24 protein-coding genes are annotated in these 25,937 nt (G+C 73.3%); 16 read left to right on the forward strand and 8 right to left on the reverse strand.

What is annotated here, in order from left to right:
- The first annotated feature begins 161 nt into the window (after positions 1-161).
- From ACTMSW_RS09850 to ACTMSW_RS09870, 5 genes are read left to right on the forward strand one after another with little or no spacing between them, the layout of a single operon-like run.
- Positions 162-2,573 carry a polyribonucleotide nucleotidyltransferase gene (locus tag ACTMSW_RS09850; RefSeq protein WP_441180231.1) on the forward strand — a complete coding sequence of 804 codons (2,412 nt, stop codon included), beginning with the start codon at positions 162-164 and terminating at the stop codon, positions 2,571-2,573.
- Positions 2,574-2,620: 47 nt separating this feature from the next.
- Complete coding sequence (locus ACTMSW_RS09855; RefSeq protein ID WP_441180232.1) at positions 2,621-4,042, forward strand: M16 family metallopeptidase; 1,422 nt, start codon at positions 2,621-2,623, stop codon at positions 4,040-4,042.
- 50 nt (positions 4,043-4,092) lie between these two features.
- The gene (gene dapB, locus ACTMSW_RS09860) at positions 4,093-4,866 is read left to right on the forward strand and encodes a 4-hydroxy-tetrahydrodipicolinate reductase (protein WP_441180233.1); all 774 of its coding nucleotides are present in this window, start codon (positions 4,093-4,095) and stop codon (positions 4,864-4,866) included.
- Positions 4,867-4,908: 42 nt separating this feature from the next.
- On the forward strand, positions 4,909-5,055 hold the full coding sequence (locus ACTMSW_RS09865) for a hypothetical protein (protein ID WP_441180234.1): 147 nt from the start codon (positions 4,909-4,911) through the stop codon (positions 5,053-5,055).
- A gap of 32 nt (positions 5,056-5,087) precedes the next feature.
- A complete protein-coding gene (locus tag ACTMSW_RS09870) occupies positions 5,088-5,393 on the forward strand; it encodes a GNAT family N-acetyltransferase (RefSeq protein ID WP_441180235.1) in 306 nt (101 codons plus the stop codon).
- A 36-nt stretch (positions 5,394-5,429) separates the two neighbouring features.
- Here the strand turns inward: ACTMSW_RS09870 and ACTMSW_RS09875 are convergent, their stop codons facing one another.
- Positions 5,430-7,556: an amylo-alpha-1,6-glucosidase gene (locus ACTMSW_RS09875; protein WP_441180236.1), complete on the reverse strand. Its 2,127-nt coding sequence runs from the start codon at positions 7,554-7,556 to the stop codon at positions 5,430-5,432.
- A gap of 145 nt (positions 7,557-7,701) precedes the next feature.
- Between ACTMSW_RS09875 and ACTMSW_RS09880 the strand changes: the two genes are divergently transcribed.
- The 4 genes from ACTMSW_RS09880 to ACTMSW_RS09895 all read left to right on the forward strand — a co-directional run bounded on the left by ACTMSW_RS09880 (position 7,702) and on the right by ACTMSW_RS09895 (position 12,059).
- Positions 7,702-8,691, forward strand: a complete 990-nt coding sequence (locus ACTMSW_RS09880) for a LacI family DNA-binding transcriptional regulator (RefSeq protein ID WP_441180237.1) — start codon at positions 7,702-7,704, stop codon at positions 8,689-8,691.
- Positions 8,692-8,717: 26 nt separating this feature from the next.
- Positions 8,718-9,968: a sugar ABC transporter substrate-binding protein gene (locus ACTMSW_RS09885; protein ID WP_441180238.1), complete on the forward strand. Its 1,251-nt coding sequence runs from the start codon at positions 8,718-8,720 to the stop codon at positions 9,966-9,968.
- Positions 9,969-10,039: 71 nt separating this feature from the next.
- Entirely contained in the window at positions 10,040-11,155 is a 1,116-nt protein-coding gene (locus ACTMSW_RS09890; protein ID WP_441180239.1) for a carbohydrate ABC transporter permease, read from the forward strand.
- 1 nt (position 11,156) lies between these two features.
- On the forward strand, positions 11,157-12,059 hold the full coding sequence (locus tag ACTMSW_RS09895) for a carbohydrate ABC transporter permease (protein WP_441180240.1): 903 nt from the start codon (positions 11,157-11,159) through the stop codon (positions 12,057-12,059).
- 42 nt (positions 12,060-12,101) lie between these two features.
- Here the strand turns inward: ACTMSW_RS09895 and ACTMSW_RS09900 are convergent, their stop codons facing one another.
- From ACTMSW_RS09900 to ACTMSW_RS09910, 3 genes are all read right to left on the reverse strand, one after another.
- On the reverse strand, positions 12,102-12,482 hold the full coding sequence (locus tag ACTMSW_RS09900; RefSeq protein WP_441180241.1) for a VOC family protein: 381 nt from the start codon (positions 12,480-12,482) through the stop codon (positions 12,102-12,104).
- A 92-nt stretch (positions 12,483-12,574) separates the two neighbouring features.
- A complete protein-coding gene (locus tag ACTMSW_RS09905) occupies positions 12,575-13,540 on the reverse strand; it encodes a sigma-70 family RNA polymerase sigma factor (RefSeq protein ID WP_441180242.1) in 966 nt (321 codons plus the stop codon).
- 45 nt (positions 13,541-13,585) lie between these two features.
- Positions 13,586-14,212 carry an N-acetyltransferase family protein gene (locus tag ACTMSW_RS09910; RefSeq protein WP_441180243.1) on the reverse strand — a complete coding sequence of 209 codons (627 nt, stop codon included), beginning with the start codon at positions 14,210-14,212 and terminating at the stop codon, positions 13,586-13,588.
- 35 nt (positions 14,213-14,247) lie between these two features.
- Between ACTMSW_RS09910 and ACTMSW_RS09915 the strand changes: the two genes are divergently transcribed.
- On the forward strand, positions 14,248-15,525 hold the full coding sequence (locus tag ACTMSW_RS09915) for a glycosyltransferase family 87 protein (protein WP_441180244.1): 1,278 nt from the start codon (positions 14,248-14,250) through the stop codon (positions 15,523-15,525).
- Here the strand turns inward: ACTMSW_RS09915 and ACTMSW_RS09920 are convergent.
- On the reverse strand, positions 15,424-15,975 hold the full coding sequence (locus ACTMSW_RS09920; protein WP_441180245.1) for an N-acetyltransferase family protein: 552 nt from the start codon (positions 15,973-15,975) through the stop codon (positions 15,424-15,426). The two genes, ACTMSW_RS09915 and ACTMSW_RS09920, sit on opposite strands and share 102 nt — an antisense overlap.
- A 78-nt stretch (positions 15,976-16,053) precedes the next feature.
- Between ACTMSW_RS09920 and ACTMSW_RS09925 the strand changes: the two genes are divergently transcribed.
- From ACTMSW_RS09925 to ACTMSW_RS09950, 6 genes are all read left to right on the forward strand, one after another.
- Positions 16,054-17,283: a winged helix-turn-helix domain-containing protein gene (locus ACTMSW_RS09925; protein WP_441180246.1), complete on the forward strand. Its 1,230-nt coding sequence runs from the start codon at positions 16,054-16,056 to the stop codon at positions 17,281-17,283.
- Entirely contained in the window at positions 17,280-17,867 is a 588-nt protein-coding gene (locus tag ACTMSW_RS09930; protein ID WP_441180247.1) for a DUF2752 domain-containing protein, read from the forward strand. Before ACTMSW_RS09925 ends, ACTMSW_RS09930 begins: the two co-directional genes overlap by 4 nt.
- A gap of 95 nt (positions 17,868-17,962) precedes the next feature.
- Positions 17,963-18,706 (forward strand): FAD-dependent thymidylate synthase, encoded by a 744-nt coding sequence (thyX, locus tag ACTMSW_RS09935; protein ID WP_357036230.1) that lies wholly within the window; start codon positions 17,963-17,965, stop codon positions 18,704-18,706.
- 46 nt (positions 18,707-18,752) lie between these two features.
- On the forward strand, positions 18,753-19,679 hold the full coding sequence (dapA, locus tag ACTMSW_RS09940) for a 4-hydroxy-tetrahydrodipicolinate synthase (RefSeq protein ID WP_441180248.1): 927 nt from the start codon (positions 18,753-18,755) through the stop codon (positions 19,677-19,679).
- A 52-nt stretch (positions 19,680-19,731) separates the two neighbouring features.
- On the forward strand, positions 19,732-21,420 hold the full coding sequence (locus ACTMSW_RS09945) for a ribonuclease J (RefSeq protein WP_441180249.1): 1,689 nt from the start codon (positions 19,732-19,734) through the stop codon (positions 21,418-21,420).
- Between the two features lie 144 nt (positions 21,421-21,564).
- Positions 21,565-22,746, forward strand: a complete 1,182-nt coding sequence (locus tag ACTMSW_RS09950; protein ID WP_441180250.1) for a S1 family peptidase — start codon at positions 21,565-21,567, stop codon at positions 22,744-22,746.
- A 52-nt stretch (positions 22,747-22,798) separates the two neighbouring features.
- Here ACTMSW_RS09950 and ACTMSW_RS09955 read toward each other — a convergent pair whose 3' ends face one another.
- The 3 genes from ACTMSW_RS09955 to ACTMSW_RS09965 all read right to left on the reverse strand — a co-directional run bounded on the left by ACTMSW_RS09955 (position 22,799) and on the right by ACTMSW_RS09965 (position 25,880).
- The gene (locus ACTMSW_RS09955; RefSeq protein ID WP_441180251.1) at positions 22,799-23,629 is read right to left on the reverse strand and encodes an isocitrate lyase/PEP mutase family protein; all 831 of its coding nucleotides are present in this window, start codon (positions 23,627-23,629) and stop codon (positions 22,799-22,801) included.
- A gap of 68 nt (positions 23,630-23,697) precedes the next feature.
- On the reverse strand, positions 23,698-25,404 hold the full coding sequence (locus tag ACTMSW_RS09960; RefSeq protein ID WP_441180252.1) for a YbjN domain-containing protein: 1,707 nt from the start codon (positions 25,402-25,404) through the stop codon (positions 23,698-23,700).
- Positions 25,401-25,880: a YbjN domain-containing protein gene (locus tag ACTMSW_RS09965; protein ID WP_441180253.1), complete on the reverse strand. Its 480-nt coding sequence runs from the start codon at positions 25,878-25,880 to the stop codon at positions 25,401-25,403. The genes ACTMSW_RS09960 and ACTMSW_RS09965 overlap by 4 nt, the downstream gene beginning before the upstream one ends.
- Positions 25,881-25,937 lie beyond the last annotated feature (57 nt).

The raw sequence follows: 25,937 nt of genomic DNA on the forward strand, positions 1-25,937 counted from the left end.
CGCGACCAACCCGAAACGGGAGCCGGTCAGCGTACCGGTCTCCGGTAGTGGCCCCCGGGCACCCCGGCACCTCGCCGGCCACCCGGGCGCTTCGATCGAAGACCGGCCGTCTGAGCAGTTCCCCCGTCGTGGGCCCACGACGCGAAGGAGCACTACCGCAGATGACCGAGAGCAACCTCGGCACCGAATCCCGCACCGCCGTGATCGACAACGGGTCCTTCGGCACCCGTGAGGTCACCTTCTCCACCGGCCGGCTGGCCCGTCAGGCCGCCGGCTCCGTCGTCGCCCAGCTCGGCGAGACGGTCGTCCTCTCCGCCACCACCGCCGGCAAGCAGCCGAAGGAGCAGTTCGACTTCTTCCCGCTGACCGTCGACGTCGAGGAGCGGATGTACGCCGCGGGCCGGATCCCCGGCTCGTTCTTCCGCCGTGAGGGCCGGCCCAGCGAGGACGCGATCCTCACCTGCCGCCTGATCGACCGGCCGCTGCGCCCGTCGTTCGTCAAGGGCCTGCGCAACGAGGTCCAGGTCGTCGAGACCATCCTCGCGCTCGACCCGCAGCACCCGTACGACGTGGTGGCCATCAACGCCGCCTCCATGTCGACCAAGCTGTCCGGCCTGCCGTTCTCCGGCCCGATCGGCGCGACCCGGGTCGCGCACGTCGACGGCCAGTGGGTGGCCTTCCCGACCCTGGAGGAGCTGGCCCGCGCCACCTTCGACATGGTCGTCGCCGGCCGCGCCCTCGCCGACGGCGACGTCGCGATCATGATGGTCGAGGCCGAGGCGACGCCGAACGCCGTGACCCTGATCGCGGGTGGCGCCACCGCGCCGACCGAGGAGATCGTCGCCAGCGGCCTGGAGGCCGCCAAGCCGGCGATCCGCGAGCTGTGCCGTGCGCAGAGCGAGCTGGCCGAGGTGGCCGCCAAGCCGGTCGCCGAGTTCCCGGTCTTCCTGGACTACCAGGACGACGTGTACGACGCGGTCGCCGAGCTGGTCCGCAGCGAGGTGGCCGAGGCGATCACCATCGCCGGCAAGGCCGACCGCGAGGAGGCCCTGGACCGGGTCAAGGCTCGTGTCGCCCAGGAGCTGACCGGTCGGTTCGAGGGCCGGGAGAAGGAGCTCAGCGCCGCCTTCCGGTCGCTGACCAAGTCGGAGGTGCGCAACCGCGTACTGCGCGAGCAGGTCCGCATGGACGGCCGCGGCCCGCGGGACATCCGCCCGCTGACCGCCGAGGTCGGCGTGCTGCCGCGGGTGCACGGCTCGGCGCTGTTCGAGCGGGGCGAGACCCAGATCCTGGGCGTCACCACGCTCAACATGCTGCGCATGGAGCAGATGGTCGACACCCTCTCTCCGGAGAACCGCAAGCGCTACATGCACAACTACAACTTCCCGCCTTACTCCACCGGTGAGACCGGTCGGGTGGGTTCGCCGAAGCGGCGCGAGATCGGCCACGGTGCCCTCGCCGAGCGGGCGCTGATCCCGGTGCTGCCGTCGCGCGAGGAGTTCCCGTACGCCATCCGGCAGGTCTCCGAGGCGCTCGGCTCCAACGGCTCCACCTCGATGGGTTCGGTCTGCGCCTCGACGCTGGGCCTGCTCAGCGCCGGTGTGCCGCTGAAGGCGTCGGTCGCCGGCATCGCCATGGGCCTCATCTCCGACGAGGTGGACGGCAAGACCCAGTACGTGACGCTGACCGACATCCTCGGTGCCGAGGACGCGTTCGGTGACATGGACTTCAAGGTCGCCGGCACGCGGGACTTCGTGACCGCGCTCCAGCTCGACACCAAGCTCGACGGCATCCCGTCGGACGTGCTGGCCGCCGCGCTGCAGCAGGCCAACGAGGCCCGGCAGACGATCCTCGACGTGATGCAGGCGGCGATCGAGTCCCCGGCCGAGATGTCGGAGTACGCGCCGCGGGTCACCACCGTCAAGATCCCGGTGGACAAGATCGGCATGGTGATCGGCCCGAAGGGTCAGACCATCAACGCCATCCAGGACGAGACCGGCGCCGAGATCTCCATCGAGGACGACGGCACGATCTACGTCGGCGCCACCAACGGGCCGTCCGCCCAGGCGGCGGTCGACCGGATCAACGGCATCGCCAACCCGACCCTGCCGAAGACCGGGGAGCGGTTCCTCGGCACGGTGGTCAAGACCGCCGCGTTCGGCGCGTTCATCTCGCTGCTGCCGGGCCGCGACGGCCTGCTGCACATCTCCAAGGTGGGCGACGGCAAGCGGGTCGAGAAGGTCGAGGACTTCCTCAACGTCGGCGACAAGGTCGAGGTCGAGATCGCGGACATCGACGCCCGCGGCAAGATCTACCTGGACAAGGTCCGCCCGGAGGGCGCCGAGGCGCCGGCCGCCGGCGAGGCCGAGACCGAGGGTGGCGAGCGTCCGCCCGCGCGTGACCGTGGTGACCGGGGCCCGCGTGACCGCGGTGACCGGGAGCGCGGCGGCGACCGGGGCGGTCGTGCCCCGGGCGGCGGCGAGCGCGGTCCCGGCGGCGGCGAGCGCGGTCCGGGTGGCGGCGAGGGTGGCGAGGGCGGCGAGCGTCCGCGTCGCCGCACCCGGCACAGCTGACCCGTAGCACCAGCACCACCCACCCCTCGTCGATCTGGGAGCAACACGTGAGTCGGGCCAGTCGTGCGCCGTTTCCGCCGGATCGACGGGGGGTGGCGTCGTTCCCGGGTACGGGCGCGGCGTACCGCGGCACCGGGGCGGCCCGCCCCGGCGCCACCGGCCGGGCGGTGACCCGGACGCTGAGTGACGACCCGCTGGGTGGCACGGTCCGCCGGACCGTGCTGCCCAGCGGGCTCCGCGTGCTCACCGAGGCCATCCCGACGATGCGCAGCGTCTCGTTCGGCATCTGGGTGGCGGTCGGCTCCCGCGACGAGACCGGTCCGCAGGCCGGCGCGGCGCACTTCCTGGAACACCTGCTCTTCAAGGGCACCAACAAGCGCGGCGCGCTGGAGATCTCCTCCTCGATCGAGGCGGTGGGCGGTGAGACGAACGCCTTCACCACCAAGGAGTACACCTGCTACTACGCGCGGGTGCTCGACGAGGACCTGCCGCTGGCCATCGACGTCATGTGCGACCTGGTGGCCGACTCGGTGCTGGCCCCGGCCGACGTGGAGACCGAGCGGGGCGTGATCCTCGAGGAGATCGCCATGCACGACGACGAGCCCGGCGACGAGGTGCACGACCTCTTCGCCCGGGCCGTCTACGGCGACCATCCGCTGGGCCGGCTGATCTCCGGCACCGAGGAGACGGTCACCCCGATGAGCCGCCGGTTGATCCAGAGCTTCTACCGGCGTCGCTACGTGGCGCCGCAGATCGTCATCGCCGCCGCCGGCAACCTGGACCACGCCGCCGTGATCCGGCTGGTCCGCCAGGCGCTGCGCGGCACGCCCCTGGACAGCGACCCGGCCGCGCCGGCGCCGCACCGGTCCAGCGCCTCGACGGTACGGACGAAGCCGGCGACCACCGTGGTCGAGGCGAAGGAGACCGAGCAGGCGCACGTGATCCTCGGTTGCCCCGGCATCGACCGGCTCGACGAGCGGCGCTTCGCCCTCGGGGTGCTCAACAACGTCCTCGGCGGCGGCATGTCCAGCCGCCTGTTCCAGGAGATCCGCGAGCAGCGCGGCCTGGCCTACTCCGTCTACTCCTACGCCAGCCAGTACGCCGACAGCGGCCTCTTCGCCGTCTACGCCGGCTGCGCCCCGGGCAAGGTCGACGAGGTGCTGGACCTGACCCGGGCGGAGCTGTCCCGGGTGGCCGCCGAGGGGATCACCGAGAACGAGCTGGCCCGCGGCAAGGGCATGAGTAAGGGATCGTTCGTGCTGGGCCTGGAGGACACCGGCTCCCGGATGAGCCGGCTCGCCAAGGGTGAGCTGCTCTACGGCGACCTGATGCCGGTCGACGAGCTGCTGGCCCGGGTCGACGCGGTCACCCTGGACGATGTGAACTCGCTCGCCGCCGAGCTGCTGAGCCGGCCGATGTCCCTTGCCGTGGTCGGGCCGTTCGGCGCGGGCGACTTCGTCGCTTCCTGACTTGTGGTCCTCCCCGGCCGGCGCGCTGGCCGAGCGGGTAGGTTGTGCCGGTGACTGACGAGCAGGACAAGAACGCGGACGAGCCGATCCGCGTCGGCGTGCTGGGAGCGCGCGGCCGGATGGGCGTCGAGGTGTGCAGGGCGGTCGACGCGGCAGCCGACATGGACCTGGTGGCCATGATCGACCAGGGGGACTGGCTGTTCAACGCCTCCGACGCCGGCGCCGAGGTGGTTGTCGACTTCACCACCCCGGACGTCGTCATGGACAACCTGCACTGGTGCATCGACCAGGGCATCAGCGCGGTGGTCGGCACCACCGGCTTCACCGAGCAGCGCCTGGACCGGGTGCGGGGTTGGCTGGAGCGCAAGCCCGGCGTCGGTGTGGTGATCGCCCCCAACTTCGGCATCGGGGCCGTGCTGATGATGCAGTTCGCCGCCCGCGCCGCCCGGCACTTCGAGTCGGTCGAGATCATCGAGCAGCACCACCCGCGCAAGCTGGACGCGCCCAGTGGCACCGCCACGCACACCGCGCGGCTGATCGCCGCCGCCCGTGCCGACGCCGGCCTGGGCTCCACGCCGGACGCCACCAAGGACGAGGTGGCCGGTGCCCGCGGCGCCGACATCGAGGGCGTACGCGTGCACGCCGTCCGGGCGACCGGCCTCGTCGCGCACCAGGAGGTGCTGTTCGGCACCACCGGTGAGACGCTCACCATCCGGCACGACTCGTACGACCGGGCGTCCTTCATGCCCGGCGTGCTGCTGGCGGTCCGCGCGGTGCGCAACCGCCCCGGCCTCACCATCGGCCTGGACGCCCTGCTCGACTGAAACCGGTTCGTCGGATCGTTCCCGGCGGCCCAGCTGCCGGGGATGATCGACTCCGGACTGCGCGACCGGGCCGGGCGGCGGGTCACCCTGCGCCCGGTCGACGACAACTGGCGGGCGGTGGCGGACGTCGCCCCCGCGACGACCAGCGGGCCTGGGTCGCCGCGCTGGCCGCCCGCTACCTGCTGCTGAGCACGCGCTCGGAGGTCTGGACGTCCCTGGCCGTGTACGCCGACGAGACCGTCGTCGGGCACGTGATGTGGGGTGTCGACGACGATGGGTCGCGGTGGATCGGCGGCATGGTGATCGACGCCACCGAACAGGGCGGCGGCGTCGGCCGTGCCACGGTCCTCACGCTCGCCGACTGGCTGGCGGGGCAGGACGGCGGCCCCCACCCGGTGCGGCTGTCGTACCACCCGGGCAACGGCGCGGCGGCCCGCCTCTACACCGGGCTGGGCTTCCTCCCCACCGGGGCGACGGAGGACGACGAGATCGTCGTCGAACTCGTCGCCCGGACCGGTGACGCCTGAGCCGTGCGGCACGCCGGTCACCGCACCGCTGAGCCGTCACCGACCCTCGGCCGTCCTCACGGGACCCGGTGGGGCGGGGCGCGGGGTGGGGACGGAGGCTCCGGTGAGCCGGAGCCCCGCCGGCAGGCCGGCCACCGAGGCGGTGCCGTCCCGGTCGACCGCGACATCCGCCGACGAGCCCGCGACGCGCAGGCCGGAGACCGAGACCGCGCCCAACTCCGGTCCGGCCAGCGGGGCCAGGCGTACCGCACCGGCCGGGACGTCCGGGTAGAGACCGGTCGCCGCCTGGAGCAGGAGCACCGCGCTCGCCGCCGACCAGGCCTGCGGCCGGCACGCGGCCGGGTACGGCACCGGTCGGCCGAGCAGGTCACGGTCGTCGCCGCCGTACAGCTCGGGCAGGCGGTAGTCGAACGCCTCCGCCGCCGCGAGCAGGCGGTCGGCGAAGCCGAGCGCGGCGTGCCGGAAGCCCGCCCTGGCCAGGCCCGCGAGCACGATCGCGGTGTCGTGGGTCCAGATCGACCCGCAGTGGTACGACAGCGGACCGAACGCGGCGTCGTCGGTGGACATGGTCCGCAGGCCGAACCCGCCGGCCAGGGCGTCGGTGGTGAGCAGCCGGGCGACCCGCGCCTCCTCGTCGGCGTCCAGCAGGCCGGTGCCGAGCAGGTGGCCGATGTTGCTGGTCAGCGAGTCGACGGGGCGCTTGTCCCGGTCGAGGGCGAGGGCGGGCTGCGGGCCGTGCGGGCCGTCGACCCAGAAGGAGGCGCGGAACCGGGCCGCGAGGCGTTCGCGGTAGGAGTGCCAACGGTCGGCGCCCGGCCGGCCGAAGGCGTCGAGCAGGGCGCCCCCGCTGCGGGCGGCCTCGTACGCGTACCCCTGCACCTCGGCCAGCACGATCGGTGCCTCGGCCCGTCGGCCGTCGCGGAACCGGACCGCGTCGCCGGAGTCCTTCCAGCCCTGGTTGGACAGCCCGTGCCCGGTGCTGTCGACGTACTCGACCAGGCCGTCGCCGTCGGCGTCGGCGTGCTCCGCGAGCCAGCCCAGCGCCGCCTCCAGGTGCGGCAGGAGCGGCTCGACCTGGTCGTCGGGCAGTCCCCAGCGCCACGCGTCGTGCAGCAGGTTGACCCACAGCATGGTGGCGTCGACCGTGCCGTAGTAGGCCGGGGGCAGGCGCAGTGTGTCGCCGAGCAGCGCGAACTCGTGCCGCCGCAGCTCGTGCAGGATCTTGCCCGGTGCCTCCCCGGTGGCCGGGTCGACGTGGGTGCCCTGCCGGCGGGCGAGCACCCGCAGCGTGCCGGCCGCCAGGTCGGTGCCGAGCGGCAGCATCATCCGGGCCGCCCAGAGGCTGTCGCGCCCGAACAGGGTGAGGAACCACGGCACCCCGGCGCCGAGGAAGACGTCGTGCGGGGCGTCGGGGTCGGCCAGCCGCAGTGCGCGCAGGTCGGCCAGGGACCGGTCGAGCAGACGGGTGAGGCGGTGGTCGTCGGCGCGTACCTCCGGACGGGCCCACGCCGGCTCGTCGGGCGGGCAGACCACGACGGCGTGCGGGTCCTCGACGGTCATCCGCCAGCGCAGGGCGACGGTCCCGCCCGGCCCCAGCGTGACCGGCCAGGCCAGCCGGGGCGCGATGGCCCGGCCGCCGGACGCGTCGACGTCCGCGCCCTCGGCGGTGACCGTGACGGTGGTGCCGTCGCCGGACCAGGACAGCTGGCCCGGCCCACCGGTCTTGGCCTCCAGCGCCGGTGTGGTGCCGCCGGACTTGACCACCTCGATCGGGGCCAGGTCGCAGCCGAGGTCGACGGTGACGGTGGTCCGGACCGCGACGGTGGCGGTGGAGACGATCCGTAGCTCCTCGGTCAGTCCCCGGGGGTCGAGCCGGCGGGTCCGGTCGACGCGCACGGTCGGGTCGGGCGTCGCGTCGCCGAGCCAGCGGACCAGGCCGACGAACCGGGCACCGTGCGGCCCGGCCGCGCCGCTGGCCACGCCCTCCGGCTCACGATCGTCGACCAGCAGCTCGGCGCGGGTGAGGACCCGGGTGTCGGCGTGGAAGACGCCCTGGACACCGACGGGGCGGATCTGCCCGGCCGCGTCCCCCAGCGCACTGGTGGGGGCGAGGACCACCCCCACCAGGTCGTGCAGGAGGGGTTGCAGGTGGCGCTCGGTCACGACGCGGCTCCAGATCCTTCTCGACGGGTACCGATCTCTTGACACACGGTCCCAGGCGGTGCAAAGTGCGAAACATTCCAGCAACTTGAACGATCCAATCCTGCCTCATCCGAATTGGATCGTTCAAGACCGCGAAAGGGATCACGTGGCCGAGAAGGTGACCATCGCGACGGTGGCCCGGCATGCCCGGGTCAGCCGGCAGACCGTCTCCAACGTGCTCAACGCGCCGCACATCGTGCGCGAGGAGACCCGGATGCGGGTGCAGGAGGCCATCAGCGCGCTCGGCTACCGGGCCAACCAGGCCGCCCGCCAGATGCGTACCGGCCGGTCGCGGCTCATCGCCGTACGCATCGAGCCGACCCGGGACGGCATCAACGGCTCGGTGCTGGACCGGTTCCTGCACGGGCTCACCGAGACCGCCGAGACCGCCGGCTACCGCACCATGCTCTACACCGCCACGGACGACCAGCGGGAGATCGCCACCTACGACGACCTGCTCAGCTCCTACGAGCTGGACGGGTTCGTGCTGACCGGCACCGATCACGGCGACCCGCGTACCGCCTGGTTGGCGGCCAACGGCGTGCCGTTCGTGACGTTCGGCCGGCCGTGGGACGACCCGGAGTCCCACCCCTGGGTCGACGTCGACGGCGCGGCCGGCACCGCCGCGGCCACCGCCCACCTGCTGGCCGCCGGCCACCGGCGCATCGGCTTCATCGGCTGGCCGGCCGGCTCCGGCGTGGGCGACGACCGGCGCGCGGGCTGGCGCCGGTCGCTGATCGCCGCCGGCGTCGACACCACCGGCCTGGCCTGGCAGACCGTCGACGGCATCGCCGAGGGGGAGCGGGCCGCCCGGGACCTCCTCGCCGGGGCGGCACCGACCGCCCTCGTCTGCGCCAGCGACTCCCTCGCCCTCGGCGCCCTCCAGTCCGTCCGGGCCCACGCGCCGGCTGTGCCGGTGATCGGCTTCGACGACACCCCGGTCGCGGCGGCGATCGGCCTGACCAGCGTCAGCCAGCCCCTCGGCGAGGCCGCCGCCCGCTGCGTCGACCTCCTCACCGCCGTCCTCGACGGCACCCGGCGCACCCCCGACCACGTCCTGCTCCAGCCCTCGCTGGTGCTTCGCCACACCGCCTGAATCCCGTCCCCCACCAGGAGAACCCGATGGCACCTCGATCCCTCACCCGAGCGGCCGTGGCCGGCCTCGCCACCGTCGCCCTGCTCGGAACCGCCGCCTGCGGCAGCGGCTTCGACGACTCCTCCGGCGACGCCGGCCAGTCCAGCGGGCCCGCCAACCTCCAGATCCTCATCGGCTCCTCGGGCGACGCCGAGACCAAGTCGGTGCAGGACGCCGCCGCCAAGTGGGCGTCGGCGTCGGGCAACCAGGCCACGGTCACCCCCGCCCAGGACCTCACCCAGCAGCTCGGCCAGGCCTTCGCCGGAGGCAACCCGCCGGACGTCTTCTACGTGCCGGCCGTCCGGTTCGCCGACTACGCGAGCGTCGGCGCGCTGGAGCCGTACGGAGACAGGATCAGCAACCCGGACGACTTCTACCAGGGCCTGCGGGAGACGTTCACCTACGACGGCAAGTACTACTGCGCACCCAAGGACTTCTCCACCCTCGCCCTGCAGATCAACACCGACCTGTGGGCCAAGGCCGGTCTGACCGACGCCGACGTGCCGACCACCTGGGACCAGCTCACCGCGACCGCCCAGAAGATCAAGGCGAAGGGTCAGGTGCCGCTGGTCATCGGCGACACCCGCGACCGGGTCGGCGCCTTCATGGTGCAGGCCGGTGGCTGGATCACCAGCCCGGACGGCAAGCAGGCCACCGCGGACAGCCCGGAGAACCTCCAGGCCCTCCAGTACGTCAAGGGCCTGCTCACCGACGGCCTCGCGCGGTTCCCGAAGGAGCTGGACTCCGGCTGGGCGGGTGAGGCGTTCGGCAAGGGCCGGGCCGTCATGACGATCGAGGGCAACTGGATCACCGGCGCGCTGAAGAACGACTTCCCGAACGTCAAGTACACCGTCGCGCCGCTGCCGGCCGGCCCGAAGGGTCCCGGCACGCTCTCCTTCACCAACTGCTGGGGCATCGCGGCCAAGAGCAGCCAGAAGGACGCGGCGGTGAAGTTCGTCGAGGCGATGACCGCCGTCGACCAGCAGATGGCCTTCGCCACCGCGTTCGGCGTCATGCCGTCGCGCCAGTCCGCCAAGGACGCGTACGTGCAGGCGTTCCCGGCCGACAAGTCTTTCATCGAGGCCGTCGAGACGGCTCAGGGCCCGGTCAACGCACCCAAGATGGACTCCGTCCTGGCCGACTTCGACACCGGTATCCAGGGCCTGCGCACCGGGGACCCGAAGGCGCTGCTCGCCCGCGTGCAGAAGAACACCGCCGCCGCGCTGGGCGGTAGCTGACCTGTTAACGGGGGCCCCTTCCTCTACGCGAGGCGTTAAGAAGGGGCCCTTCCTTTCAGGAGGGAGGGGAGATGGCGATCGATGCGATCGCGGCGCCGGCCACCTCGCCGGGCAGCGTGCCCCGGCGGCGTCGTGGCGGCGTACGCGGACGGGAGAATCTGGCCGGCTGGATCTTCGTGGCCCCGGTGGTGGTGATCCTCGGGCTGTTCCTGCTGCTGCCGATCCTGATGGCGTTCTGGGTGAGCCTCACCGGTTGGAACGGCCAGGGCAGCCCGTTCCGGTCCGGCGTGCCGTTCGTGGGCGCGGACAACTACACGCGGATGTTCACCGTCGACGGGCTGGCCCGCCAGGACTTCATGACCAGCCTTCGGAACAACTTCTACTACGTGCTGCTCGTGGTGCCGGCGCAGACCGTCCTGGCGCTGTCGCTCGCGCTGGTCGTCAACAACCGGATGCTGCGCGGCAAGTCGTTCTTCCGCACCGCGTTCTACTTCCCGTCGGTCACCAGTTCGGTGGCGATCAGCATCGTCTTCCTCTTCATGTTCTCCAGCTCCGGTGCGGTCAACAGCCTGCTCGCCATGCTGGGCCTCGACGGTCCGCAGTGGTTCGCCGACTCCCGGGGCGTGCTGCACCTGCTGCTCGGCGCGGTCGGCCTGGACTCGCCACCCGCCGCCCTCTCCGGCGGGGGACCGGGCGGACTGACCTGGTGGGACTGGCTCGCCGGGCCGAGCGTCGCGATGATCTCGATCATCTCGCTGGTGGTGTGGACCACCTCCGGCACCTTCATGCTGATGTTCCTCGCCGCTCTCCAGGGCGTCCCGGTCGCCCTCGACGAGGCCAGCACCCTCGACGGGGCGAGCCGCTGGCAGCGGTTCCGCCACGTCACCCTGCCGATGATCAGGCCGACCATGTTCCTGGTGCTCACCCTCGGCCTGATCGGCTCCTGGCAGGTCTTCGACCAGGTGTACGTCATGAGCCAGGGCAACCCGGCGAAGACCACCCTGACCCCGGCGTACCTGTCGTACCGCACCGCGTTCCAGGACTTCGACTACGGCCGGGGCGCGGCGATCTCCTTCGTGCTGTTCCTGATCATCATCGTGCTGACGCTCGCCCAGCGCACTCTGCTGCGGGAGCGCGAGGCGCCTCGGCGCGGCTGGCTGCGGCGACGCGTACCGGGGAGGTCCTGACATGGCCGTGGTGACCGAACCGCCGCGGGTCCCGACCCGGCCGACCCCCGCGGGCCCGGGCCGCCGCCGTGAGCCGCGCGGCCTGGTGACGACCTTCGTCGGGTACGCCATCCTGGTCTTCTTCGCGCTGGTCTTCCTGTACCCGTTCGTGATCCAGATCGGCAACGCGTTCAAGACCGAGCCGGACGCGGCGGCGAACCCGCTGTCCCCGGTGCCCTCCCCGCTGGACCTGACCAGCTTCGAGCGCATCTTCGACGGCACGTCGTTTCCGCTCTGGATGGGCAACTCGCTGCTGGTGACCGTCCTGGTCACGGTCGGACGGGTGTTCTTCGACTCGCTCGCCGGGTACGCGCTGGCCCGGCTGCGGTTCCGGGGCCGCTCCGGGCTGTTCGTGGCGGTCATCGCGGTGATGGCGGTCCCCGGCGTGGTGCTCCTGATCCCGAAGTTCCTGGTCCTCAACCAGATCGGCATCTACGACAGCTACGCGGCCCTGGTCGTGCCGCTGCTGGCCGACGCGGCCGGCGTGTTCATCATGAAGCAGTTCTTCGAGTCGATCCCGGTCAGCATGGAGGAGGCGGCGCGGATCGACGGAGCCGGTGTCTTCCGCACCTTCTGGTCGGTGGTGCTCCCGATGGCGAAGCCGGCGCTGATCACCCTCACCATCCTGTCGTTCCAGGGGTCGTGGAACGAGTTCCCGCACACCCTCGTCGCGGTGCAGGACCCCAGCCTGTTCACCCTGCCCCGGGGCCTGGCCGACCTGGTCACCGGCTCGCTGGGTTCGGGTACCCAGTACCCCCTCAAGCTCGGCGCGGCGCTGCTCGCCACCATCCCGGTGGCGATCATCTTCGTGATCTTCCAGCGGTACTTCGTCCGCGACTCCTCGGAGGGCGCGGAGAAGGGCTGACGGGTGGCGGTTCCCGGAACGCCCGGGAACCGCCCCTGCAGGTCACTGCTGTTCGAGTACCGACAGGACGTTCCCGGCCGGGTCGGTGAACCAGGCGATCGACGGACCGTTGCCGCGCATGACGCCCTTGTCGTCCTGCGGCATCCCGTCGTACCGGGCGAAGCGCACGCCCCGCGCGGTCAACTCGTCCACGGCGCGGTCGATGTCGTCAACCGGGAAGTTCAACACCGTGTACGACGCGGGCACGTGGTCCGCCTTCGGGTAGACCAGGATGTCCCGGTCCCCGGCGAGGTGCAACGTCAGCATGCCGCCCATCGCGTCGTCCTTCGACACGCGCAGACCGAGTGTGTCGGCGTAGAAGCGCATGGCGCGGTCGGTGTCGTCCACCGAGAAGCCACTGAACGCCCTGGTGTCCCTGAACATCGTCGTCTCCTCGTCGTCGTCTCCGTCACGTCTTCCCTCTCGTGGCGTGTCGAGGGGTGGACGACGCCGGGGTGCGGAACTCATCGGCAGGGTCAGGGCAACCGGTCGGGCAGCCCGAAGCGGGGGAAGAGCCCGGTGTCCAGGAAGGTGGTCAGGCGGGTGATCCGCCCGGCGGCGGTCTCGACGAGCTGGATCGAGAACGGGCGGTGCCCGCCGGCCGGGTCGATCCGGTAGTGACCGAAGGCGGTGTCGCCGTTGGCCGCGACCGGCACCAGGCGCGACCCTCGGCACTCCGCGCCCGGACCACGCATCCAGGCGGCGATGTCCGCCGGCCCGCGCAGCCAGAGCCGAAAGGGTGGCATGCTCTGCACGGCGTCCTCCCGCAGGAGGGCGACCAGGGCGTCGACGTCGTAGCGCTGGAAGACCTCGACGTACCGGTCGAGCAGCGCACGGTGCTCGGCATCGAGCGCGGGTGCGGCCGGACCGTCGTCGCTGCCGGCCATCGTCGCGCGGGCGCGTTGCAGGGCGCTGTTGACCGCCGCGACCGATCCGTCGAGCAGCTCCGCCACCTCGTCGGCCCGCCACCGCAGGACGTCGCGCAGGATCAGCACGGCACGCTGCCGGGGCGGGAGGCGCTGGAGCGCGGCGACGAACGCCAGCCGTACCGACTCCCGGGCCACCGCGACCTCCGCCGGGTCGTCCCGGCCGGGCAGCACCGCCGCGTCCGGTGCGGGCTCCAGCCATCCCGGCTCGGGCGAGCCCAGCGACGACGCGACGGGTGGGGACGCCGGACCGAGGTCCATCGGCAGAGCGCGCCGCCCGCGCCCGCGCAGCAGGTCCAGACAGACGTTGGTGGCGATGCGGTAGAGCCAGGTGCGCACGCTCGACCGGCCGGTGAAGCCGTCCCACCCGCGCCAGGCGCGCAGCAGGGTCTCCTGCACCGCGTCCTCGGCGTCGAAGATCGAACCCAGCATGCGGTAGCAGTAGCCGGTGAGCTCGACGCGGTGCTCCTCCAGCCCGGTGGGAGCCGCCGTGCCGGTTGCCGTCGTCACGGTCATGGACCCACCGTAGGCGAGTCCCCCGACACTTCCCGGGGATCCGGGTCAGGCCGGCTCGGCGGGTGCGACGGGTTCGGCCGGGACGGTGGAGTCCGGCGGGGCGACGGGCTCGGTGGGAACGGCGACGTGCAGCCGCACCTGGGGGACCAGCATGTCGTCCACGTCCAGCGCGCGGCCGGCGCCGTCCAGCTCCCAGCCGGTGCTGGTGAGGAACGTCCGGGTCGCCGCGTCGGCGTCGAAGGCCCAGGCCACCGCACGCGCGAAGCCGTCGGACCGCCACAGGTCGACGCAGGCGGCGAGGAGCCGGCTGCCGTGGCCGCGCCGGCCCCAGCGCGGCTCGACCAGCAGGTCGGTCACCGCCACCACGTCCGATCCCAGCGTCTCGGCCGGCTCACCGGGAGCGAGCGCCTCCGCGTCGGCCGGACCGGAGGCCGCGAACCCCACCAGATAGGATTGCTCGGCCTGTTCGACGGCGACCAGCACCCGGTGGGTGCCGGAGGGCGGCTCCTGCACCGCGGCACTCCACCGCCGGGCGAGCCACGCCTCGTCCAGGTTGTCGAGCACGTGCCGGGGCAGGATCCGGCGGTACGCGACCCGCCAGGTCGCGAGCTGGATGCGTGCGATCTCGCCGGCGTCTTCCGGACGCGCCGGGCGGACGTACCCGAGAGCCATGGCACGGAAGCCTACGCAGGGCGAGGGAGGCGACGGTGACGCAGGGTGCCGCACGCACGGCCGGGCAGGTCGTGAGCGTGGTGGGTCTCGCCCTCGCGGTGGCCCTCTTCCTGTCGGTGGCGGCGGTGCGGCACGGCTTCTTCGACCTCCAGGTCTACTACGGCGCGCTGACCTGGTGGGTGCACGACGGCGGCGAGATCTACGACTACCTGCGCCCGTTCACCCAGTACGGCTTCACCTACCCGCCCTTCGCGGCCCTGGCCATGCTGCCGATGGCGTACCTGCCGTGGGCGGCGGCGATCGTGGTGAGCGTGACCGCCACCGTGGTGGTCACCGTCCTGGTGTTCCACTGGATGATCGACCCGATCTCGCGCCGGGCCGGCTGGACCCGCTGGTACGCCCTGGCGGTGGCGCTCTGCCTCGCTGCCGCGTACGAGCCGATGCGCGAGACGGTCAACTTCGGCCAGGTCAACATGCTGCTGCTCTTCCTGGTCGCGGTCGATTTGCTGCGGCTGCTCCCGCGCGGCAACCGCTGGGCCGGGGTGGGCATCGGCCTGGCCACCGCGATCAAGCTGACCCCCGGCATCTTCATCGTCTACCTGCTGGTCACCCGCCGGTGGCGGGCCGCGTTCACCGCGATGGGCGCCGCGACCGGTGCCACCCTGCTGGCCGGCGCCCTCTTCCCGGACGCCTCCCGCGAGTTCTGGACGGAGGCGCTGTGGAACACCAGCCGGGTGGGTGAGCTGGCCTTCGTCTCCAACCAGTCGCTGCAGGGGGTGGTGGCCCGGCTCGACCCCCAGGAGCCCAGCACGCTGGCCTGGCTGGTGCTGGTGGCGGCCACTCTCGCGGTGTGGGTGTGGCGGTCCCGGCGGGCCGCCGCGGCCGGCGACGAGGCGGCCGGGCTGGCGCTGACCGGTGCGGTGATGTGCCTGGTCAGTCCGGTGACCTGGGTGCACCACCTGGTGTGGCTGCTGCCGGCGCTGATCCTGCTGGTCGACAACGCGGTGGCGGCGTCCGCCGGCGGCCGCCGGCGACGGACTCTGCTGGCCGCCGCGGTCGTCGCGTACGCGCTCCTGATCAGTCGGATCGTGTGGGCCTGGGAGAAGGACTTCACCGGGTTGGACGGGTTCCTCGGCAGCAACACCTACGTGTGGATCAGCCTCGCGGTGCTGGCGTTCCTGCCGCTGCGCCACGGCTGGACGGCCGTGGGGTCAACGCTCGAGCCGCCCGGTGTACCGCAGCTCGGCGAGGCCGACCGGGGGACGCCCGCCGGAGAGCGGCACGGAGTAGGTCGACCGGACGCCGTCCGCTGACAGGCCGGCCCGCTCGTAGAAGCGGCGGGCCCGTCGGTTGTCCTCCAGGACCCACAGCCGGTACTCGTCCAGGCCCCGGGCGGCCAGCCCGTCCTGGGCGGCGGCGAGCAGGGCGCGCGCTGTGCCGTCGCCCCAGTGCGCCGGCTCGACGTACATCGCGACCACCTCGCCGTACGTCGGGTCGAGGTCGCTCCGGTCCTGGTCGTTGCGGTACGGCCCGAACGTCGTGAAGCCGACGACGGTGCCGTCGTGCTCGACGAGCAGCGTGGTGAACGGGTGTTCCGGGTCGGCGGTGCCGAGGTCGCGGCGGCGCTGCGCCCAGGCGACCACGTTGAGCCGACGCAGCACCTCGTCGGGGATGATCCCCGCGTATCCGGCCTGCCAGCCGTGGACGTGCACCCGCGCGACCGCCTCCGCGTCCTCGGGCTCTTCGCGGCGGATCGTGAGCATGTGTCTGTTCTATGCCCCGTCGGGGGATCGGTCCAGCTGCCGCTCCGATGTCGTACGCCTCAAATAGGGTGCCGGGCGATGGCCGCACCGGAATCGCTCTCGCTCGCCCAGGCCCGGCGGATCGCGCTGGCCGCCCAGGGCTTCACCGACCCGCCGCCCGCCGGCGTGCCCACCCGCCGGCACCTGCGCCGGGTGCTCGACCGGGTCGGGTTGATCCAGATGGACTCGGTCAACGTGCTGCAACGCGCGCACTACCTGCCGCTGTACAGCCGGCTGGGTCCGTACCCGACCGGCCTGCTGGACGCCGCCGCCTACCGGCGACCCCGCGACCTCTTCGAGTACTGGGGGCACGAGGCGTCGCTGGTGCCGGTCGACCTGCACGCGGCGCTGCGCTGGCGGATGGCCAAGGCCCACGCGGAGGCCTGGGGCAACATGCGGCGGATCGCCCAGGAGCAGCCCGGCCTGGTCGCCTGGGTCCGCGACGAGGTGGCCGCCCGGGGCCCGCTGACCGCCGCCGAGATCGAGCACGACGCCCCCCGGGAGACCGGCCACTGGGGCTGGAACTGGTCGACGGTCAAACAGGCCCTGGAGTTCCTGTTCTGGGCCGGCGAGGTGAGCGCCGCCGAGCGCACCACCTCCTTCGCCCGCCGCTACGACCTGCCCGAGCGGGTGCTGCCCGCCGCCGTGCTGGCCGCGCCGACGCCGAGCGACGCCGAGGCGTACCGCACGCTGGTCGCCGTGGCCGCCCGATCGCTCGGGGTGGCGGCGGAGCCCGAGCTGCGGGACTACTTCCGGTTGCCGGTGGCCGGGGCACGGGCGGCGATCGCCGAGCTGGCCGAGGCCGGCGAGCTGCTGCCGGTCACCGTGCAGGGCTGGCGGCAACCGGCCTGGCTGCACGCCGGGGCCCGGTTGCCCCGTTGGGTCCGGGCCAACACCCTGGTCAGCCCGTTCGACCCACTGGTCTGGGAACGGGCGCGCACCGAGCGGCTCTTCGGCTTCAGCTACCGGATCGAGATCTACGTGCCCGCGCCACAGCGCGTGTACGGCTACTACGTGCTGCCGTTCCTGCAGGGCGAGCGGTTCACCGCCCGGGTCGACCTCAAGGCCGACCGCCGGGCCGGCGTGCTGCTCGTGCCGGCGGCGTGGGTCGAGCCGGGCGTCGACCCGGGCGAGACCGCCGTGGCGCTCGCCGCCGAGCTGCACCGGCTCGCCGGCTGGCTCGGTCTGGACGCCGTGGCGCCGCCCGCGGCCGGCGATCTGGCCGCGCCGCTGGCCGCCGCCCTGGCTGGTGTCGCCGGTGTACGGTGAGCGGTGTGACGCGCGTTGACCGACCGGCCCTCCAGCCGCCTCCGTCCGCCGACGCCGCCGACGGGTCCGACCCCGGTACTCCGGCCGGCTGGCCGGCGGGCCCGGTGCCGACGGCCTACCCGTATCCCGCGCCCGAACAGGACCGGCTGACCCGCTTCGTGGTCCGGCTCTACGACCGGGCACCCCGCTGGGCGGTGCCCCTGGCCGCCGTCGGCTGCGTCGGTCTCGGCATCGCGTACACGCTGGTCAGCGATCCGACCCGGTCCGCGCCGGACGCCGCACCGACCTGTCTGCTCAAGCTGACCACCGGCCTGGACTGCCCGGGCTGTGGCGGCACCCGCGCGTTGTGGTACCTGCTGCACGCCGACCTGCCGGCGGCCGCGCGGCACCACTTCCTGTTCGTCTTCACCGTGCCGTTCCTGGCCTACCTCTTCGTGGCCTGGGCCGGGAAGCAGGCGTTCGGCTGGCGCCTGCCCGAGCTGCGGCTCAGCCCGAAGGTGCTCGGCGGTTTCCTGGCCGTGTGGTTCGCCTTCTCGGTGCTGCGCAACCTGCCGTGGGCCCCGTTCACCTCCCTCTACGTCTGACCCCTCGTCGCGCCGACGCGTGATCGACGTTGCAGCCGGCGAGCCTGGCTTGGGTCGGGCGGGGGCCCGCCACTACAGTCCGAGACATGCCGGACATGGTGCAGCCCCAGGTGAAGCTCGTCGCGTGGACCCAGTTCGAGGCGCCGGACGACGTGCCCTGGTCGACCGACGCCGAGGGTGGTCAGGCCCTCGCCGAGTTCGCCGGCCGGGCCTGCTACCAGAGCTGGAAGAAGCCCAACCCGGCCACCGCCACCAACGCCGGCTACCTCGCGCACATCCTGGAGGTCGGCCACCTCAGCGTGCTGGAGCACGGCTCGGTGAGCTTCTACTTCACCGGGGTGTCCCGGTCGTTCACGCACGAGCTGATCCGGCACCGGCACTTCTCGTACTCGCAGCTGTCGCAGCGGTACGTGCCCGAGCGGGACGCCGCCATGGTCGAGCCGACCGTGATCGCCGAGGACCCGGAGCTGCACAAGAAGTTCGTCGAGGCCGCCGAAGCCAGCGTGCGGGCGTACACCGAGCTGCTGGAGGGCCTGGAGCAGCGCTTCGCCGACGAGCCCAACCCGACGCTGCGCCGCAAGCAGGCCCGGCAGGCGGCGCGCGCCGTGCTGCCCAACGCCACCGAGACCCGGATCGTGGTCACCGGCAACTACCGCGCCTGGCGGCACTTCATCGCCATGCGCGCCACCGAGCACGCCGACGTGGAGATCCGCGAGCTGGCCGTGGAGTGCCTGCGCCAGCTCCAGCGGGTCGCGCCGAACGTCTTCGCCGACTTCGTCGTCTCGACCCTGCCCGACGGCACCGAGGTGGCGGCGAGCCCGCACGCCGAGCAGTCCTGAGCCCTTCCCCGCCAGGGGGTCGCTGGTCGTCCGCTAGGTTGGTGGCATGACGCACGACCACCCTGACACTCGCGCCCGGGCGGTGTCCCGCCCCTTCGGGCGGTTGCTGACGGCAATGGTGACCCCGTTCACCGCCGACGGCTCGCTCGACCTCGACGGCGCCGCGCAGCTGGCGGCCTACCTGGTCGACGAGCAGGGCAACGACGCGCTGGTGGTCAACGGCACCACCGGCGAGTCGCCGACCACCACCGACGCGGAGAAGGAGCGCCTGATCCGCGCCGTCGTGGAGGCCGTGGGCGACCGGGCGCAGGTGGTGGCCGGGGTGGGCACCAACGACACCCGGCACACCATCGAGCTGGCCGCCGGGGCGGAGAAGGCCGGCGCGCACGGGTTGCTCGTGGTGACGCCGTACTACAACAAGCCGCCGCAGAGCGGCCTGCTGCGTCACTTCACCGCCGTCGCCGACGCCAGCGGCCTGCCGATCATGCTCTACGACATCCCGCACCGCGCGGGTGTGGCGATCGACACGGAGACGCTGGTCCGCCTGGCCGCGCACGAGAGGATCGTGGCGGTGAAGGACGCCAAGGGCGACCTGACCGCCACCAGCTGGGTGACCAGTCGCACCGACCTCGCCTTCTACAGCGGCGAGGACTCGCTGACCCTGCCGGCGCTGGCCGTCGGCTCGGTGGGTGTGGTCGGCACGTCGACCCACTTCACCGGCGCGCTCACGAAGCGGATGATCGAGGCGTACGACGCGGGGGACACCGCGACCGCGCTCAGCCTGCACCGGCGGCTGCTGCCCCTGTACACCGGTATCTTCCGGACCCAGGGCGTGATCCTGGTGAAGGCGGGCCTGGCGGCCTCCGGGCTGCCGGCCGGCCCGGTCCGCCCGCCGCTGGTGGACGCGGGAGAAGACGAAATCGCCCAGCTCCGCGCCGACTGCGCGGCAGCGGGCCTGGAACTGCCCCAATGATCGAACGACACGACGGACGCCGGGTAACGGCGTCGCAGAATGAGGTGGACGCGTGACCGAGGCGCACATCGAGGCGGACATGCCCCCGCCGCTGCCGGAAGGTGGGCTGCGGATCATCCCGCTCGGCGGGCTCGGCGCCATCGGTCGGAACATGACCGTCTTCGAGTACGACGGCAAGCTGCTCATCGTCGACTGCGGGGTGCTCTTCCCGGACGTCGAGCAGCCCGGCGTCGACCTGATCCTGCCGGACTTCGCCCCGATCCTGGACCGGCTCGGCGACGTACAGGCGATCGTGCTCACCCACGGTCACGAGGACCACATCGGCGCGGTGCCGTACCTGCTCGCCCACAAGCCGGACATCCCGCTGGTCGGCTCGCAGTTCACCCTGGCCCTGGTCGAGGCGAAGCTCGCCGAGCGACGGATCCAGCCGTACACGCTGACCGTGCGTGAGGGGGGTCGGGAGCGGCTCGGGCCGTTCGAGTGCGAGTTCTTCGCGGTCAACCACTCGATCCCGGACGCCCTGGCGGTGGCCATCCGTACGCCGGCCGGCCTGGTGCTGCACACCGGCGACTTCAAGATGGACCAGCTCCCGCTGGACGGGCGGATCACCGACCTGGCCGGGTTCGCCCGGCTCGGTGCCGAGGGCGTGGACCTGCTGCTGTCGGACTCCACCAACGCGGAGATCCCCGGCTTCGTCACCCCGGAGCGGGAGATCGGCCCCGTGCTGGACTCGATCTTCGCGAAGGCCACGGGGCGGATCATCGTCGCCTCGTTCGCCTCGCACGTGCACCGGGTGCAGCAGGTCTTCGACTCCGCGGCCGAGCACGGCCGCAAGGTCGCCCTGATCGGCCGGTCCATGGTCCGCAACATGGGCATCGCGCGGGACCTGGGCCTGCTGAACATCCCGGCCGGGCTGGTCATCGGCATCGAGGAGGCCACCAACCTCCCACCCGAGCAGATCGTGCTGATGTCCACCGGCTCGCAGGGCGAGCCGATGAGCGCCCTCGGCCGGATGGCCAGCGGGGACCACCGGCACATCACCATCGCGCCGGGCGACACCGTGGTGCTGGCGTCCTCGCTGGTGCCGGGGAACGAGACCTCCGTCTACCGGGTGATCAACCGGTTGGCCCGGGCCGGCGCGGTCGTCGTGCACAAGGACGTCGCCAAGGTGCACGTGTCCGGGCACGCCCCGGCCGGTGAGCTGCTCTACCTGCTCAACGTGGTCCGTCCCAGCAACCTCATGCCGGTGCACGGCGAGTGGCGGCACCTGCGGGCGCACGCCCGGCTCGGCATCGAGTCCGGCGTCGCGCCGGACCGGGTGGTGCTCTGCGAGGACGGCGACGTGGTCGACCTCGTGGAGGGCCGCGCCAGCCTGGTCGGCCACGTGAAGAGCCGGTACGTCTACGTGGACGGCCTGGCCGTCGGTGACGTGAGCGAGTCGCTGCTCACCGAGCGGCGGATCCTCGGCGACGGTGGCTTCATCGCCACCACCGTGGTGGTGGACTCGGTCACCGGCAAGGTGGTGGGCGGTCCGACCCTGTCGGCGAAGGGCTTCTCCGAGGACCCGGAGGCGTTCAGCCCGGTGATCCCGCTGGTCACCGAGGCGCTGAACCGGGCCGCCGCGGACGGGATCACCGACCCGCACCAGCTCCAGCAGATCGTCCGGCGCACGGTGGGTCGGTGGGTCAACGACGCGTACCGGCGTCGGCCCATGATCGTCCCCACCGTCGTGGAGGTCTGACCTCCGCTCGTCCACCGGCCCGCCTCCCTCCGGGGACGCGGGCCGGTGTCGTGCGATCGTCGAGGGTCGATTCAACCTTTCGGGTGCGGTGTCCGTACTCCCGGCCGGCAGGCGTGACCGCGCCGGCCGGGAGGAGCGTGGCGGATGGACCGCAGACGGATGACAGCCATCGGCGTGATGGTCGTGACGGTGGGCGCCGCGGCGGCGGTGACCCTGCCGTCGTTCGCCGGTGAGGGCACGACCCCGCCGGGCGGGTCGGCCCAGCCGGCGGCCGGGGGCGTCGCGCCGGAGGTGGTCGACGCGATGCGTCGCGACCTCTCGCTGAGCGCCGGGCAGGTGGCGGCGCGGCTGAAGACCGAGCGGTGGGCGACCGGGGTGGTCGCCGACCTGCGGACGGAGCTGGGCGCGGACTACGGCGGGAGCTGGCTGGGCGCGGACGGCACGACGCTCAACGTCGCGGTCGCCGACCGGGCCGACGCGGCCCGGGTCCGTGCCGCCGGCGCGGTGCCGAAGGTGGTGCAACGGGGTGTCGGCCAGCTCGACGCGTGGAAGACCCGACTGGACCGGGCCGGCGGGTCGGCGTCCGAGGCGGTGGCCGGCTGGTACGTCGACGTCGCCGACAACTCCCTCGTGGTGCTCGCGCAGCCCGGCGCGCAGGACGCCGCATGGCGGCTGGTCGACCGGACCGGCGTACCCCGGCAGGCGGTCCGGGTGGACGCCTCGACGGAGTCGCCGCGGCTGCTGTTCGACGTACGGGGCGGCGACGCGTTCACGATCGACGGCTCGGGCCGCTGCTCGGTCGGCTTCTCGGTGGTCGGCGGCTTCGTCACCGCCGGTCACTGCGGCCAGGAGGGTTCCCGGACGGCCGGGGCGAACGGGGTCGGCCAGGGCGTCTTCCGGGCGTCCTCCTTCCCCGGCGACGACTGGGCCTTCGTCGAGACCAACAACGCCTGGACGCCACAGCCGGTGGTGAACGACTTCAACGGCGGGACGGTTCCGGTGGCCGGTGCGCAGGAGGTGCCGGTGGGCGCCTCGATCTGCCGGTCCGGCTCCACCACCGGCGCCCGCTGCGGGATCGTGCAGGCCCGCAACGCGACGGTGCGCTACCCCGAGGGGACCGTCACCGGCCTGGTCCGGACCAACGCCTGCGCCGAGCCCGGCGACTCCGGCGGGTCCTGGATCTCCGGGGACCAGGCGCAGGGCGTCACCTCCGGCGGCTCCGGGGACTGCACCCGCGGCGGTGTGACCTTCTTCCAGCCGCTCGCCGAGATCCTGGAGGTCAACGACCTCACCCTGGTCACCACCGGCAACCAGGGCACCCCGTAGCCGTGCCGGACGCCGGCGGGCCCCGCACCACCGGGCCGCCGGCGTCCGCGGCTCAGGCCGACAGCGCGTTCAGCTCACCGTAGGGCAGGGGATCGGCGAGCGAGTCGTACGAGCCCCGCGTGAGGGCCTCCGTCGCCGCCCGCCGCGCCAGACCGTACGCGGCCTCGGCCAGGTTCGAGCCGAGGCTGACCCGGGCCACCCCCAGCTCGGCCAGGACTCCGACCGGCGGGGAACCGGGGCCGGCGAGCACGTTGACCGGCGCGTCGATTCCCGCCACCAGCGCACCGATGGTCGCCGGGTCCGCGACCCCCGGTACGAAGATCCCGTCCGCGCCCGCGGCCCGGTACGCCGCAGCCCGGCGCAGCGTCTCGGCCAGCCGGTCCTCGGGAGCGCCCACCGCGCGCAGGTACACGTCGACGCGGGCGTTGACGAACAGTCGCACCCCGGCCGCGTCGGCCGTCTCCCGGGCCGCCCGTAGTCGCGCGCATTGGTCGTCGACGGCCCGCAGCGGCTCCGCCGCGCCCGACCGGGCGTCCTCGACGTTGACGCCGACCGCCCCGGCGGCGAGCACCGCGGCCACCGTCTCGGCGACCCCGGCCGGATCGGCGCCGAACCCGCTCTCGATGTCGGCGGTGACCGGGACGGTGACCGCGGCGGCGATCCGGGCGACCGCCGCCACCGCCGACTCCCGGTCCAGCGCGTCGCCGTCCGGCCGACCCAGGCTCCACGCGACCCCGGCGCTGGTGGTGGCGACGGCAGCCGCGCCGCAGGCGGCGACGATCCGGGCGCTGGCCACGTCCCACGCGTTGGGGAGCACGAGCGGGGAGCCGGGGCGGTGCAGGTCGTGGAGGAGCAGGGCACGGTCGTAAGACGAGGTCGTCATGCGGGTAGTCCACCAGCCGGTCGGGCGGCCGGTCGAGCGACTTCCGGACCGCACCGTCGCCGCGCGGTTCAGGGCAGGGCGGCCACCGCGTCGGCGTACGCGACCCCGGTCCGGACCGCCGCGTCGATCAGCACGGTGAGCTGCGCCGGGGCCACCCCGCGCCCCAGGTCGGTGCTGACGTCGCCGGCCAGCACCAGCTGAGCACCCAGGTCGTGCACGTACGCCTTCGGCAGCAGCCGGTCGTGGTTCCACGCGTTGCAGAAGGCGTACGCCTCGGTCAGCCGAACGGTCGGGAGCCGGCGGCTCGCGACGCACCGCGCCTGGAGGACGTCGCCATGCTCCCCGGCGGTGCGGAACTGGATCAGCGCCGCACCCCACCGGCCGACCACGGTGCCGGCCGCGTCCACCGCGTAGTGGTCCCCCCGCCGGTCCAGCGCGGCGGTGATCAGCCCGAGGGTGAGCGGTGCCAGGTCGTCGTCCGCCGGTGCGTCGCCCGGCCCGGCGTGGGCGTGCTCCGCGTCGGCCGGGTCCTCCTCCGGCGGCAGCGGGACCGGCGCGGCGAGGGCCCGCTCGGTGAGCCAGGCGGCGATCCGCCCGGACTGGTGGCCGGTGCCGTTGCGTGCGTCGAAGCTGCCGGCCAGGCCCGTGGCCAGGTCCAGCAGGCTCGCGCCCAGCGTGGCGACGTCGACCTCGGCGGCCGGCCGGTCCCCGTACGCCGGGCGGGGCACCCGACGCCCGCCCAGTCCCACCTCGCCGGCCACCGCGCAGACCAGGGCCCCGGCGGCGGCGAACTCCATCGCGGCCAGGTCGTCGGTCGGCCGGTCCAGCCGGGGCAACTGCTCGGCGAGGATGTCCAGTCCCCGGCCGGGGTGTCCGGCCAGCGCGCACCACCGCAGGTGCGCGGCGAGAGCGCCGAAGGCGGACGGCTCGCGCCGGTGCCGCCGGTACGCCCGCACGTGCGCCGCGGCGGCCCGTTCCGGCTCACCCGCGCGCAGCCACGGCAGCAGAGCGGCGGCGAGGGCACGTTCCGGCTGGTCGGTGCAGTTCACCCGGCCGTCGAGCACCTCCCGCAGCTCGTCCAGCGCCGCCCGCCAGTCGCCCCACCCGGCGAGCAGGTCCGCCCGGCGGGCCGGGGCGCAGCCGGGGCAGCCGCCGGCCGGGCCGGGCTCGGCGGCCACCCAGTGTGCGTACCACCGCCGGGCGGCCGGTTCGTCGCCGAGGTGGTCGGCGATGCGGCAGCGCAACTCGGCGACCACCTCGGCGTGGCCCGCGTCGTCGTCGCCGGCTGCCGGGCCGTCGCCCGTCGCCGGTGCATCCGCGCCGGGCGGCGCGCCAGACCGCGCGGTCAGGTCGTCCAGCAGTGCGCGGGCCTGGTCCAGACCCACCCGTGGCGTGCCCAGCAGCGCCTCCACCGCGTACCGCTGGTAGCGCAGAAGCAGCCGCCGGTCGGCCTCCGGCAGCAGGTCGGGCCGGCGGTCGAGCGCGGCCGCGCACCGGCGGACCAACTCGACCAGCCGCCAGCGTTCCCCGTGCAGCAGGTACGCCTCGATCAGCGCGAACCGGGCCGCCACGGCCGACCGGTCGTCGCCGGTCGCGTCGGCGTGCGCGGCGATCCGTTCCAGCTCCGCGCTGCGTGCCTCGCCGTCGGGGGAGTCCCGGGCGTCGGTGAGCGCGTCGGCCAGGGCGCGGACGTCGTCGCCGGTACGCCGCCGGCCGGGCAGCCGGCCCGGCCACCCGAACGGGTCCAGCCCCCGGCCGGTGAGGTCCCCGCTCACGTCACCACCCCGCCCGGCAGCCCGGCGACCTCGGCGGCGAGCTGGCAGCCGGTGGCGATGCCACAGCGGAGGAGCCGGTCGAGCTGGTGCGGCGTCACCCCGTGTTCCAGGTCGGTGATGACCTCGCCGCAGATCCGGGCCCGCCCGTCGTCCTCGACGTGCACGAACGCCTTCGGCCACAGGTGGTCGTGGTTCCAGGCGTTGCAGAAGGCGTGCAGCGCGGGGACGTACTCGATGCCGAACGACGGCGCGGCCACCGTACGGACCTGGAGGAGCTCGCCCGCGGTGCCCGGGCGCAGGAACCAGATGAGACTGTCGGCCCAGCGCCCGACGAGGTCACCGGCCGGATCGGTCTGCACCGCGTACCCCCGGGAGGCCAGCACCGCGGCGACGAGAGCGCCGGTCAGGGGCCGCAACTCGTCCGGGTGCCCGGCCAGGGGGTCGGCCCGACCGTCCCCGGTACCCGGCGACGCCATGGGGGCATCCCTTCTGCGGCGAATATCACGACGGATGGCGGATCCACACGGCGACGC

The sequence above is a fragment of the Micromonospora sp. BQ11 genome (genome assembly GCF_052068135.1).
Classification (GTDB): Bacteria; Actinomycetota; Actinomycetes; order Mycobacteriales; family Micromonosporaceae; genus Micromonospora.